The 12,578-nt window shown below is 65.5% G+C and carries 9 protein-coding genes and 1 pseudogene; 6 read left to right on the top strand and 4 right to left on the bottom strand.

Translation table 11 applies throughout. The features are described 5' to 3' along the window. The first annotated feature begins 1 nt into the window (after nt 1). A complete protein-coding gene (gene metH / locus RBB46_RS18120) occupies nt 2–3,733 on the top strand; it encodes a methionine synthase (RefSeq protein ID WP_306030431.1) in 3,732 nt (1,243 codons plus the stop codon). 75 nt (nt 3,734–3,808) lie between these two features. On the opposite strand, the gene RBB46_RS18115 is transcribed toward metH, so the two are convergent. Continuing rightward, a complete protein-coding gene (locus RBB46_RS18115; RefSeq protein WP_306030430.1) occupies nt 3,809–4,879 on the bottom strand; it encodes an acyltransferase in 1,071 nt (356 codons plus the stop codon). Nucleotides 4,880–5,141: 262 nt separating this feature from the next. Further along, nucleotides 5,142–6,578, bottom strand: a pseudogene (locus RBB46_RS18110) (catalase); the annotation flags it as partial. 136 nt (nt 6,579–6,714) lie between these two features. Between RBB46_RS18110 and RBB46_RS18105 the strand changes: the two are divergent. The 4 genes from RBB46_RS18105 (at nt 6,715) to RBB46_RS18090 (ending at nt 9,560) form a co-directional block, all read left to right on the top strand. Next, entirely contained in the window at nt 6,715–7,680 is a 966-nt protein-coding gene (locus RBB46_RS18105; RefSeq protein WP_336623177.1) for a LysR substrate-binding domain-containing protein, read from the top strand. Continuing rightward, entirely contained in the window at nt 7,673–8,320 is a 648-nt protein-coding gene (locus RBB46_RS18100) for a PAS and helix-turn-helix domain-containing protein (protein ID WP_306030428.1), read from the top strand. Before RBB46_RS18105 ends, RBB46_RS18100 begins: the two co-directional genes overlap by 8 nt. Beyond that, nucleotides 8,317–8,637: a DUF2293 domain-containing protein gene (locus RBB46_RS18095; protein ID WP_306030427.1), complete on the top strand. Its 321-nt coding sequence runs from the start codon at nt 8,317–8,319 to the stop codon at nt 8,635–8,637. Before RBB46_RS18100 ends, RBB46_RS18095 begins: the two co-directional genes overlap by 4 nt. A 125-nt stretch (nt 8,638–8,762) precedes the next feature. Then, on the top strand, nt 8,763–9,560 hold the full coding sequence (locus tag RBB46_RS18090; protein WP_306030426.1) for a hypothetical protein: 798 nt from the start codon (nt 8,763–8,765) through the stop codon (nt 9,558–9,560). A gap of 45 nt (nt 9,561–9,605) precedes the next feature. Here RBB46_RS18090 and RBB46_RS18085 read toward each other — a convergent pair whose 3' ends face one another. Both RBB46_RS18085 and ettA read right to left on the bottom strand, forming a co-directional pair. Next, nucleotides 9,606–10,223 (bottom strand): MOSC domain-containing protein, encoded by a 618-nt coding sequence (locus RBB46_RS18085; RefSeq protein WP_306030425.1) that lies wholly within the window; start codon nt 10,221–10,223, stop codon nt 9,606–9,608. Nucleotides 10,224–10,420: 197 nt separating this feature from the next. Next, nucleotides 10,421–12,070, bottom strand: coding sequence for an energy-dependent translational throttle protein EttA (ettA, locus tag RBB46_RS18080; RefSeq protein ID WP_306030424.1), 1,650 nt, complete (start codon nt 12,068–12,070; stop codon nt 10,421–10,423). 213 nt (nt 12,071–12,283) lie between these two features. On the opposite strand from ettA, the gene RBB46_RS18075 reads away from it, so the two are divergent. After that, complete coding sequence (locus RBB46_RS18075; RefSeq protein ID WP_306030423.1) at nt 12,284–12,541, top strand: hypothetical protein; 258 nt, start codon at nt 12,284–12,286, stop codon at nt 12,539–12,541. Nucleotides 12,542–12,578: the final 37 nt, after the last annotated feature.

Below are 12,578 nucleotides of genomic sequence, written 5' to 3'. Positions count from 1 at the left end.
CATGACCAGCAAGACCAACGCTGCGGCGACACTCAAGGCCGCGGCAGCAAAACGCATCCTCGTCCTCGACGGGGCCATGGGCACGATGATCCAGGACCTGCGGCTTGACGAGGCCGGCTATCGCGGCGACCGCTTCAAGGACTGGCACCAGGACGTGAAGGGCAACAACGACCTTCTCAACCTGACGCAAGGCCCCGCGATCCGCGACATCCATGTCGCCTATCTGGAAGCCGGCGCCGACATCGTCGAGACCAATACGTTCTCCTCCACCACCATCGCCCAGGCAGACTATGCGATGGAGGAGATCGCCTACGAGCTGAACCTGGAAGGTGCCCGCCTGGCGCGCGAGGCCTGCGACATCGTCAGCGCCCGCGAGCCGGACCGGCCGCGCTTCGTCGCCGGCGCGCTCGGCCCCACCAACCGGACCCTGTCGATCTCCCCGGACGTCAACAATCCGGGCTACCGGGCGGTCAGCTTCGACGAGCTGAAGACGGCCTATGCGGAGGCCGTGCGCGGCCTGATCGACGGCGGGGCCGATCTGCTGCTCGTCGAGACCATCTTCGATACGCTCAATGCCAAGGCCGCCCTCTTCGCCATCGACGAAGTGCTTGAGGAGAAGGGCGTCCAGCTGCCGGTGATGATCTCCGGCACGATCACCGACCTTTCGGGCCGCACGCTGTCGGGCCAGACGCCGGAAGCGTTCTGGTACTCTGTGCGGCACTCGAAGCCGTTCTCCATCGGCCTCAACTGCGCGCTCGGCGCCAAGGAAATGCGCGCCCATGTGGCGGAGCTCGCCCGCATCGCCGACACTCTGGTCTGCGCCTATCCCAATGCCGGCCTGCCGAACGAGTTCGGCGAGTACGACGAGAGCCCGGAGGCAATGTCGGCGCTGGTCGGGGAATTCGCCCGGAGCGGCCTTGTCAACATCGTCGGCGGCTGCTGCGGCACAACGCCGGACCATATCCGCGCAATCGCGGACGCCGTCGCCGCGCATCCGCCGCGCACGGTCGCCGCGCCGCCGCGCCACATGCGGCTTTCCGGCCTGGAGCCCTTCGTGCTCACGCCGGAGACCAATTTCGTCAATGTCGGCGAACGCACCAACGTCACCGGCTCGGCCCGCTTCCGCAAGCTGATCAAGAACGACGACTATCCGACCGCCCTCGATGTCGCCCGCCAGCAGGTCGAGAGCGGCGCCCAGATCATCGACGTCAACATGGACGAGGGCCTGCTCGACTCCAAGGAGGCGATGGTCACCTTCCTCAACCTGATCGCCGCCGAGCCGGACATCGCCCGCGTTCCGGTGATGATCGACAGTTCCAAGTGGGAAGTGATCGAGGCCGGCCTGAAATGCGTCCAGGGCAAGGCCGTGGTCAACTCGATCTCGATGAAGGAAGGTGTTGAAGCCTTTGTCGCCCAGGCCAAGCTGGTACGCCGCTACGGGGCGGCCGTCGTCGTCATGGCCTTCGACGAGAAGGGCCAGGCCGACACCCAGGCGCGCAAGACCGAGATCTGCCAGCGCTCCTACGACATCCTCGTCAACGAGGTCGGCTTCCCCCCGGAAGACATCATCTTCGACCCGAACATCTTCGCCGTTGCCACCGGCATTGCCGAGCATGACAATTACGGCGTCGACTTCATCGAGGCGACCCGCTGGATCCGGCAGAACCTGCCGCACGCGCATGTCTCCGGCGGCGTGTCGAACCTCTCCTTCTCGTTCCGCGGCAACGAGTCCGTGCGAGAGGCGATGCACTCGGTGTTCCTCTACCACGCCATCCAGGCGGGCATGGACATGGGCATCGTCAATGCCGGCCAGTTGGCCGTCTATGACGATCTCGACAAGGAGCTTCGCGAACTTTCGGAGGACATCGTCCTCAATCGCCGCTCCGATGCGACCGACCGGCTTCTGGAGGCGGCCGAACGCTACAAGGGCCAGGGCGGCAAGCAGACCGTCAAGGACCTGGCCTGGCGCGACCTGCCGGTCGAGGAACGCCTCAGTCATGCGCTGGTCAGCGGCATCACCGACTATATCGAGACCGATGTGGAAGAGGCGCGCGCCAAGGCCGAGCGCCCGCTGCATGTCATCGAGGGGCCGCTGATGGCCGGCATGAACATCGTCGGCGACCTGTTCGGCGCCGGCAAGATGTTCCTGCCGCAGGTGGTGAAATCCGCGCGCGTGATGAAGCAGGCGGTCGCCTACCTGATGCCCTACATGGAAGCCGAGAAGCGCGAGCAGGGCATCGAGGACATGCCGAGTGCCGGCAAGATCCTGCTGGCCACCGTCAAGGGCGATGTCCATGACATCGGCAAGAACATTGTCGGCGTCGTGCTCCAGTGCAACAATTTCGACGTCATCGACCTCGGCGTCATGGTGCCGGCGGCGAAGATCCTTGAGACCGCGAAAAAGGAAAAGGTCGACATCATCGGCCTGTCCGGGCTGATCACGCCCTCGCTCGACGAGATGTGCCACGTGGCGGCCGAGATGGAACGCGAGGGCTTCGACCTGCCGCTGCTGATCGGCGGCGCGACGACGAGCCTGATCCACACGGCGGTGAAGATCCACCCGAACTACAAGCGCTCGCAGGCGGTCTATGTCACCGACGCGAGCCGCGCGGTCGGCGTGGTCTCCAAGCTGCTCGGCGAGAGCCAGCGCGACAGTTATATCGGCGAGATCCGGGCGGACTACGCCCGTGCCGCCGAAGGACACGCCCGCTCGCGCGGCAATGCACGCCGCACCAGCATCACCGAGGCGCGCAAGAACCGCTTCCGGACGTCCTTCGAGACCTACCGGCCGAAAGCGCCGTCGTTCCTGGGGACGAAGGTGATCGACGATATCGCGTTGGAAGACCTTGCCGCGGTCATCGACTGGACGCCGTTCTTCTCGACCTGGGAGATCAAGGGCAGCTATCCGGCCGTTCTGACCGACAACCGCTACGGCCCGGCGGCCAAGGCCCTGTTCGACGACGCCCGCCAGATGCTGGACGAGATCGTGCGCGACAAGCTGCTGCAGCCAAGGGGCGTGATCGGCTTCTGGCCGGCGGCAGGCCGAGGCGACGACATCGTGCTGTTCGGCGATGAGAGTCGGTCCGACGAGCGTGCCCTCCTGCACACGCTGCGCCAGCAGATGGCCCGCGCCGAAGGCGCCCGCGCCAATGTGGCGATGGCCGACTTCGTCGCACCCGAAGACAGCGGCATCCCCGACTATGTCGGCGGCTTTGCCGTCACCTCCGGCCATGGCGAGGACAACATCATCGCCCGCTATGTCGCGGCCGGCGACGACTACAACAAGATCCTGGCGCAGGCACTCTCCGACCGGTTGGCAGAAGCCTTCGCCGAGAAGCTGCACCAGATGGTTCGCACCTCGTTCTGGGGCTATGCACCAGGCGAGGCGCTCTCGGTCGAGGACCTGATCGGGGAGAAGTATCAGGGCATCCGCCCGGCGCCGGGTTATCCCGCGCAGCCCGACCATACGGAAAAGGGCACGCTGTTCGACCTTCTGGATGCCACGGCCAATGCCGGGATCGAGCTCACCGAAAGCTACGCCATGTGGCCCGGCTCTTCGGTTTCGGGGCTCTACTTCGCCCATCCCGACAGCCACTATTTCGGCGTCGGGCGGATCGAACGCGACCAGGTCGAGGACTATGCGCGGCGCAAGGGCTGGGACCTGGCAACGGCCGAGCGCTGGCTGGCACCGATCCTCAACTACGACCCGCACCAGATGGAGGCGGCCGAATAGGCTGCATCGTCTCCGCGACGCGAGAGGGCGCATCTTCGGGTGCGCCCTTTTTCTTTCGCCGCTAGACGAGAACCGTCAGGCCGGGCGGCGCACCAGAGCCAGCGTGCGGGCCCGGACGCCCTCCCCGAGCCGGCGGACGAGGCGAGCCGCAGGCGTCTCGACAACAAGCGTGACGGCAAATGCGACCAGCGCCACGCCGGCAAGCAGGATGAAGGCCGTGCCCGCGAAGCCCAGCAACGGCATCAGCAGCAGGAAGGCGGCATAGCCGATATGCTGGTGCAACAGGTAGAAGGGATAGGTCGCCCGTCCGGCGATCGCGACGAGGCCGGCGGGCAGTCCGACGCGCGACGGTCGTGTGGCCAGGGCAAGCGCCACCAGCGCAACCGCGACCGCGACGGCGATGAGCGGCTGCGAAAAGCGTTCGCCCTCGTAGAGACGTTCCAGCCCCTCGGCGAAGACGGCCGCTCCGGCGATTGCCTGCACAAAGGCGGCGACGAGCACGACCGACGCGCCCGCCGCACCGCGCTCACGTGCGCGCAACATCATGCCGAAGGCAAAGAAACCGGCAAAATCGGTCAGGAAAAGGCGCCGCAGAAGGTCGCTGCCGATCAGCGCCTGGTCGAGCGCGGCAATGGCCAGCCAGACCAGCGCCACCTGCACCTGGAAGCGGGCCCACAGCCGGACCGTCATCAACAGCCCGACCCAGGCGTAGAATAGGATCTCGGCGACGATCGACCAATAGGCGCCGTCGACATAGGGCTGGCCGAGGAAAGGCGGCAGCATCGTCAGGTTGGCGAGATACTGCGGCAGGGTGACCGAAAAGGCGAACCCCGGCACGGCGAGCGTGACCAGTGCCGTCAGGCTCATGCAAAGAATGAAGGTCGGCCATAGCCGGGCAACGCGGGCAACGGCGAAGCCGAACGGGTCGCGCCCTTCGGTCGAGATCGAGATCACATAGCCGGAAATGGCGAAGAAGACCGAAACGCCGAGATAGCCATAGCGGGCGAAGATGCCGGGATCGCCGGTGACCAGCGGCCCCGCCTCGCCGGTGGCCTGCATGCGGAAGCCGAAATGGAACCAGGCGACGGCGGCGACGGCCAGCACCCGCATCAGGTCGAGCCCCGGCCTGCGCGCGGCATCGCTCATGTCTCTCGCCTCCCCTTGCTTCAGGTCCCTCGCACTCGAGACGAGTATGGCCTCATGCGGTTAAGGGGAGTTGAAACGCCCTGCGCGCTCGTACCACCCGGTTCCCCCGACGTTCGGCCGGTCGGCGGTCCGGCCCTTGTCACCCGTCTGCCACAAAAAAGGGCGCAGCGGCCGGAACCGTTGCGCCCTGTTCTCGTCTCACCCCGCCATGATGGCGAGGCTCGGTTTATTCAGCCGCGTCGCGGGCACCGGCAGCGGCCGCCAGCGCGGCGCGCACCCCGTCGCCATAGTCTTGGTGAACCCTGTCGAAATGGACGAGCTGACGGTCGACGATCGCCTGCGGCACCCCACCCATCGCGGCCGCGATGTTGGAGAACAGGCGCGCCTTCTGCCCATCGTCGAACAGGTTGAACAGCGCCCGCACCTGGACGTAGTCGTCATTGCCCTCGCGATGGTTGAAGCGGTCGGCATCTCCGGAAATCGTGAGCGGCGGCTCACGGTATTCCGGCGCCTCGGCCGCGCCGTTCATCGTGTTCGGCTCGTAATAGGCATCCACATTGCCGGTCTGCTGGCCCATGAAGTTCATGTTGCCGTCCTTGTGGTAGTGGTGGACGGGGCAACGGGGCTGGTTGACCGGCAGCGCCTCGTAATGGGTGCCGAGGCGGTAGCGATGCGCATCCGCATAGGAGAACACGCGCGCCTGCAGCATCTTGTCGGGCGAGAAGCCGATGCCCGGAACCTTGTTCGAGGGCGAGAAGGCCGCTTGCTCGATCTCGGCGAAATAGTTCTCCGGGTTGCGGTTCAGCTCCATGATGCCGACCTCGATCAGCGGGTAGTCGCCATGCGGCCACACCTTGGTCAGGTCGAACGGGTTGTAGTCATGCTTGTCGGCATCGGCCTCGGGCATGATCTGGACGCACATGCGCCACTTCGGGTAATCGCCCTTCTCGATCGAGCCGAACAGGTCTTCCTGATAGCTCTCGCGGGTTTCGCCGACCACCTGGGAGGCTTCCTCGTTGGTGAGGAACTTGTGACCCTGCATGGTCTTGAAGTGGAACTTCACCCAGAAGCGCTCATTGTCCGCATTGATGAAGCTGTAGGTGTGCGAGCCGTAGCCGTTCATGAAGCGCGGGCTCGGCGGCAGGCCGCGGTCCGACATCAGGATGGTGACCTGGTGCAGGCTCTCCGGCGACAGCGACCAGAAATCCCACATCGCGGTCGGCGAGCGCAGGTTCGACTTCGGATGGCGCTTCTGCGTGTGGATGAAGTCCGGGAACTTGTAGGGGTCGCGGACGAAGAACACCGGGGTGTTGTTGCCAACGAGGTCCCAGTTGCCTTCCTCGGTGTAGAACTTCAGCGCAAAGCCCCGCACGTCGCGCTCGGCATCGGCGGCGCCCTGTTCGCCGGCCACCGTGGAGAAGCGCGCGATCATCTCGGTCTTCTTGCCCACTTCCGAGAAGATCTTGGCCCGCGAATACTTGCTGATGTCGTTGGTGATCGTCAGCGTGCCGAAAGCGCCCCAGCCCTTGGCATGCACCACGCGCTCGGGAATGCGCTCGCGGTTCTGGTGGGCCAGCTTTTCCAGCAGCTGGTAGTCTTCCAGCAGCAGCGGACCGCGCGGGCCTGCCGACAGGGAATTCTGGTTGTCCGTAATCGGCGCGCCGGCCGTCGTCGTCAAAACGGGCTTCTTGCCACTCATGATCAGTCTCCCTCTAAATCAAATCCCGCCAGCGCCGATCTCGCCGACGGTCAGTTGGAATCAACGCGCGAACCATGCCACAAGGATGACGATCAGGGCCAATCGCATTGAAAGTTGTTCCCGATAAGTTTATCTAATGTCGATGATCACCCTTCGCCAGTTGCGCTATTTCGAGGCCCTGTCCCGCCACCTGCATTTCGGCCGTGCCGCGAATGCGGTCGCCGTGTCGCAGCCTGCGCTGTCGATGCAGATCCGCGAACTCGAGGCAACGCTTGGCGTCGCCCTGTTCGAACGGCGGCCGAACGCATTGCGGCTGACGGCGGAGGGGCGCGAGATCGCTCGACGCGCACGCAACATCCTGTCGCAGACGCGAGACCTTGTCGACTACGGCCGCAGCACTGGCGAGGTCTTGAGCGGGCCTCTGAACCTCGGCATCATCCCGTCCATCGCCCCGTACCTGCTGCCGCGTATCCTGCCGACGCTGAACCGGGCCCATCCACGCGTCGAACTGCAGGTGCGCGAGACCCTGACCCAGTCGCTGGTACAGGAACTCATGCAGGGCGATCTCGACGTCATCCTCGCCGCCCTGCCGATTGACGGCGCCGACCTGGAAACGCTGCCGCTCTTCCAGGACCGGTTCCTGCTCGCAGTCCAGTCCACCTCTGATCTTGACGAGCGCCGCCGGGTGGATCCCGCCACGGTCGAGGGATCGGCGCTGCTGCTGCTCGAGGAAGGGCACTGCCTGCGTGACCAGGCGCTCAACTATTGCGAGGGCCTGCGCCCGTCGGGCCGTGCCGGCTTCGGCGCGACCAGCCTTTCGACGGTGATGCAGATGGTCGCGGCCGGCTATGGCGTGACGCTGCTGCCCGAACTGTGCGCGTCCGTCGAGGTGCGCGACGACCGTGTCGCGCTGCTGCGTTTCGCCGATCCACAGCCGCAGCGTACGGTAGGCCTGGCCTGGCGCAAGTCATCACCGCGCGGACACGATTTCGAGGCACTGGGCGCCTGCATCACGGCCGCGACGGAAGCGCCGGCCATCGCACCCGTGCCCGAAACCGGCCCGCAGCCCGACGACACGGCGGCGATCGGCATCAATGCCTGACATCGCGCCCGTCGACACTGTCAACACCGGGCTCGCACTCGTCCTTGCACTGCTCGACCGGCAGGACCGCGCCGCCTTCATCATCGACCCGCAAGCCCGGATCATCGCCGCAAACACGGCCGCCGAGAAGCTGACACGCATGTCCAGCGGGTTGCCCGCCACGGACGAGCCGGCCGGTCGGCGACTGGAATTCACTAACCCGCAGGCCCAGCAGGCCTTCGCCTCCGCCTGGAGGCAGCTGCACAGCGGGACGGGCGAGCCGGTCGCCTTCGCCATTCCCGCCGGGTGCGGCCCCGCCCATCCCGTCTATGCCGAACTGCAGCGCGTGCCGGGCGAGGGCAAGGAGGGAGAGCGGGCAGCGCAGCCGTCCCTGCTGCTCGTGCTGACCCTGCTCGATCCGGCGCTGCCCGATGCCCGCATCGCGTCACTTCGCGACAGGCTGAGGCTCGCCTTCCGGCTGACCACCCGCGAGGCCTCCGTCGCCGCCGAACTTGCCATGCCGGCGCGTGCGGAGGAGGAGGTCGCCGCTCGCCTGGGCATCAGCACCAACACCCTGCGCACCCATCGCAAGGCCGTCTATGCCAAGCTCGGCGTCACCAGCCGCGCCGGGCTCGCCACCCTTGCCGGCCGCCTGCCGTGAGCGGGACACAGCGCCAGAAGAAAATCCGCAAGGCACTGCGGCTCTTCGTGCCGCGCATCCCCTTCGCCGATGCCGAGCCGGTCCTGGCCGATGCACAGGCCCCGCATCTGCGTCACCTGCCCCCTTCCACCGCCCTGTGGCTGGCCCTCGTTGCCCATGTCCGCCATGCCCATAGCGACTATGACGCGCTGCTCGACGAGGGATACGAGCGCGACGCTGCGCGCTTTTTCGCGCTCGATGCGATCAACGAGACACTGCTTTCCTGGGGGGCGACACGCCAGGTTAGCGCGGACGAAGAGGAGATCAGCGAGGATTGAGAGACCTGAGGGCGGCCCCGGCAAAACAACCAATGAGGGTGTTTTATTATGACATCACCCGAAAACGTGTATCCTGGGAAGGACTTCGGCCATCCTGGCCGTTCGGAACCCGGGGGTGTTTTCTCATGCTGCTGCGATACCTCGTCCGAATACCGGCCATCCTGCCGGCGTTGTTCGTTCTTGCGCTTGCCGCGCCCGGGGCCGCCGCCCAGAACCTGCCCCCACCCTGGGCCGATGATTTCGCCAGTCCGACGGCCTTCCTCGCCTGCAAGGGCAATCCTTACGCACTGTGCTATTATTCAGGCCCGGATCAGCCGACACCGCGCTACGGCAACGTCGCCTCGCCTGCCCTGCCCTGCACCGTATCCGGCAGCGATGCGAAGGGAGCCGATTGTACCTGTTACGCGATCACCGAAAAGGCGATCGGCCCGGCCGAATACAACTACGTGCTGATTCACTCTATCCTCAACCCGCAGGTGCGACGGGAAACGGTCGCGCAATGCGGCGAACTCGGGCGCAACTGCCTGAACATGGTCAATCAGCAGAAATGCGCGGTTCTGGGCAACGACCCTTCGTGCAAGCCGGCTCCGGTCTGCGACTATCTCGGCAGTATCGCGAAAGGGACCACCCAGACGCTCTATCCGGACCAGCCGGAGACCAAGCTGATCTCGACCTTCAGCTTCGTCTATTCCTTCAATCACCCGTTCGCCTCGACCGACTGCCCGCAATCGAGTGGTCGCTACGCCGGCTGCATGACCGCGCCCTGCACCACCAACGAGGACGGACTGACCACCTGCAAATGCCCGATCGAGGAAGGGCCCTACCAGGTCGGCCAAAATCTCTCGCAGTTTTCCGGGCTCGGTTGCGACATCTCACCGAATGTGTGGTCGGCGGCCAACAACCTGCTGTCGGGACGCGAGTAGCCACGATCCGGGGAACCGGCCAGAGACAGGCGGCAGGTCACCGCCTCAGCGATAGAGCCAATGCTCGGGGACATGGGCGGTGATCGCCTCACCGGGGCGGATGACCCCGGGGCGCTCGACATACGCGACGAGACCGCGGCGGCGGCGCGCCGTCCTGGGAAACAGCAGGTCGATGCCCTCGCGTTCGGGATAGTGCTCGCCGATGGAGGCACCAGCGATGCGGCAGGGCACGTTGTCGCCGTCGACCCGCAGCACCGCGCCGCCGGCGAACACGAGCCGCGTGCGCGGCGGCACCAGCGAAAGGCGCGGCAGGCCCTCGGTCAGGACGTTCCCGCCGATCCATTCGGCTTCGATGCGCGGCAGATCCATGTCGGCGGCAACCTCGGCGAGTTCTTCCACCGACAGGATGGACACCTGCCGCTCGTTGCACATCTCCGTGCCGCGCGGATACCAGGGCTCGCGCGCACCCGACCGACGCGTGTGGCCGGCATGACGGCCGCCCGGGACGCCTTCGAAGCCGAGCTTCAAGGCCGCCGTCCACGTGGTGCGGAAATCTTCCGGATCTTTGGTGGCAAACACCTTGACCGCGGTTGCCGCGATCTTGCGTGCCGGCACGATCTGAAGTTCGTCCATGTGTTCGCGTCCGAACAGATCCGTTGCCATCGCCTGGTCTTCCTGTTTCTTCAGCGGCCGGCTTGCGGTCCGACCGACCATGCAACCGAGGCTTACAACGAGTCCGTGCCCGGGGAAAGAGCGGCCGGTTTGGCTTTCCTCGTGCAACCTCCGCCTTTCCCGGTTCGGCAAACAAAAACGGCGGCGCCCGAAGGCACCGCCGTCCTTTGTCGCAAGACCTGACGAAATCAGCGCGTCAGCGGCTTGTACTTGATGCGACGCGGATCGGCCGCATGGGCACCGAGGCGGCGCACCTTGTCCTTCTCGTAATCCTCGAAGTTGCCCTCGAACCACTCGACATGGCTGTCGCCCTCGAAGGCGAGCATGTGCGTGGCGAGCCGGTCGAGGAACATGCGATCGTGGCTGATCACGACGGCGCAGCCGGCATAGTTCTCCAGCGCGTCCTCGAGCGCCGCCAGCGTCTCCGTGTCGAGGTCGTTGGTCGGCTCGTCAAGCAGCAGCACATTGGCGCCCTGCTTCAAGACCTTGGCCAGATGCACCCGGTTGCGCTGGCCGCCGGAGAGATCGCCGACCTTGGCCTGCTGGGCCGGGCCCTTGAAGTTGAAGGACGAGCAATAGGCCCGCGAGTTGATCTCCTTGCCGTCGAGATAAATGATCTCGTGACCGTCGGAAATCTCCTCCCACACGGTCTTCTTCGGATCGAGCGCATCGCGCGACTGGTCGACATAGCCCAGATGCACGCTGTCGCCGACGACGACCTCGCCTGAATCCGGCGTCTCCTGCCCCGTCAGCAGCTTGAACAGGGTCGTCTTGCCGGCGCCGTTCGGGCCAATGACGCCGACAATGCCGCCGCGCGGCAGCTTGAACGTCAGGTCGTCGATGAGCAGCCGGTCTCCGAAGCCCTTCGACACGTTCTGCAGGTCGATGACGTTGTTGCCCAGACGCTCGCCCACCGGAATGAGGATCTGCTCGATCGAGGGCATGCGCTCTTCCTGCTTGGCAAGCAGGTCGTCATAGGCCCGGATACGCGCCTTGGACTTGGTCTGCCGTCCCTTCGGCGACATGCCCATCCACTCGCGCTCGCGGGCGATGGCGCGGGAGCGGGCCATGTCCTCGCGGCCCTCCTGCTCCATGCGCTTGGTCTTCTTCTCCAGATAGGCGGAGTAGTTGCCCTCGTAGGGAATGCCACGACCGCGGTCGAGCTCCAGAATCCAGCCCGTGACATTGTCGAGGAAGTAGCGATCGTGGGTGATGATCAGCACCGAGCCCTTGAACTCGCGCAGGTGCCGCTCAAGCCAGTGCACGGTCTCGGCGTCGAGATGGTTGGTCGGCTCGTCGAGGAGCAAGAGGTCGGGCTCCGACAGCAGCAACTGGCACAGCGCCACGCGGCGGCGCTCGCCGCCCGACAGGTTGTCGACGGGGCTGTCCGACGGCGGACAGCGCAGCGCTTCCATCGCCATCTCGACCTTGCTCTCGAGATTCCACAGATCCTCGGCATCGATGATGTCCTGGAGCTTGGCGCCCTCGTCCGCCGTCTCGTCGGAATAGTTCATCATCAGCTCGTTGTAGCGATCGAGAATCGCCTGCTTGTGAGCAACGCCGATGGTGACATTTTCCAGGACGGTCTTGGTCGGATCGAGATGCGGCTCCTGCGGCAGATAACCCACCTTGGCGCCCTCTGCGGCCCAGGCCTCGCCGGAATATTCCTTGTCGAGGCCGGCCATGATCTTCAGAAGGGTCGACTTGCCGGCGCCGTTGGGACCCAGAATGCCGATCTTGGCGTCCGGATAGAAGGACAGATGGATGTCGTCGAGGACCTTCTTGCCGTTATAGGCCTTCGACAGACCGTGCATGTGATAGATAAACTGGCGCGCCATAGGTGCCTGCCGCTCCATGCTTGAAATGAGGGGGAACTGGCCGCTTCTTAGTCGATGGCAGCGTCCGGGGCAAGGAAAACTCCGGACTTTGGCGCGCTTCACCCGACACTTTCCAGCGGGCCGCGTCGAGACGCAGCAGCCAGCCGCGTTTACCCCCCGTTCACGATGACAGCGCATGTTGATCCTGGCTGGGTGCTCAGGAAGGAATGTAACATGCGTATCCCGAGACCGGCCGGCCTTGCCGGCATTCTCGCACTTTCACTCTTGGTTGCCGCTTGCGGTTCCAACCGCTTCGAACGCGGCGTCACGGGCGGCGCCATCGGCGGCGCGGCCGGCGCCGGCGCACTGGCGTTGGCCGGAGGGCCCGTCCTTCTTGGCGCGGCCGTCGGCGTCGCCGGTGGTGCCGCGATCGGCGCTCTCACCAACGAATGCCAGATCGACCTTGGTCCGCAGCGCCCCAACAACTGCTGACGGCGATGAACGCGTTCAACGCGGCGCGGCGTCTCCA

This window comes from Stappia sp. MMSF_3263 (assembly GCF_030733745.1).
Lineage (GTDB): Bacteria > Pseudomonadota > Alphaproteobacteria > Rhizobiales > Stappiaceae > Stappia.
The sequence above is the reverse complement of the archived record's forward strand: the minus strand, read 5'-3'. Positions and strand labels throughout refer to the sequence as shown.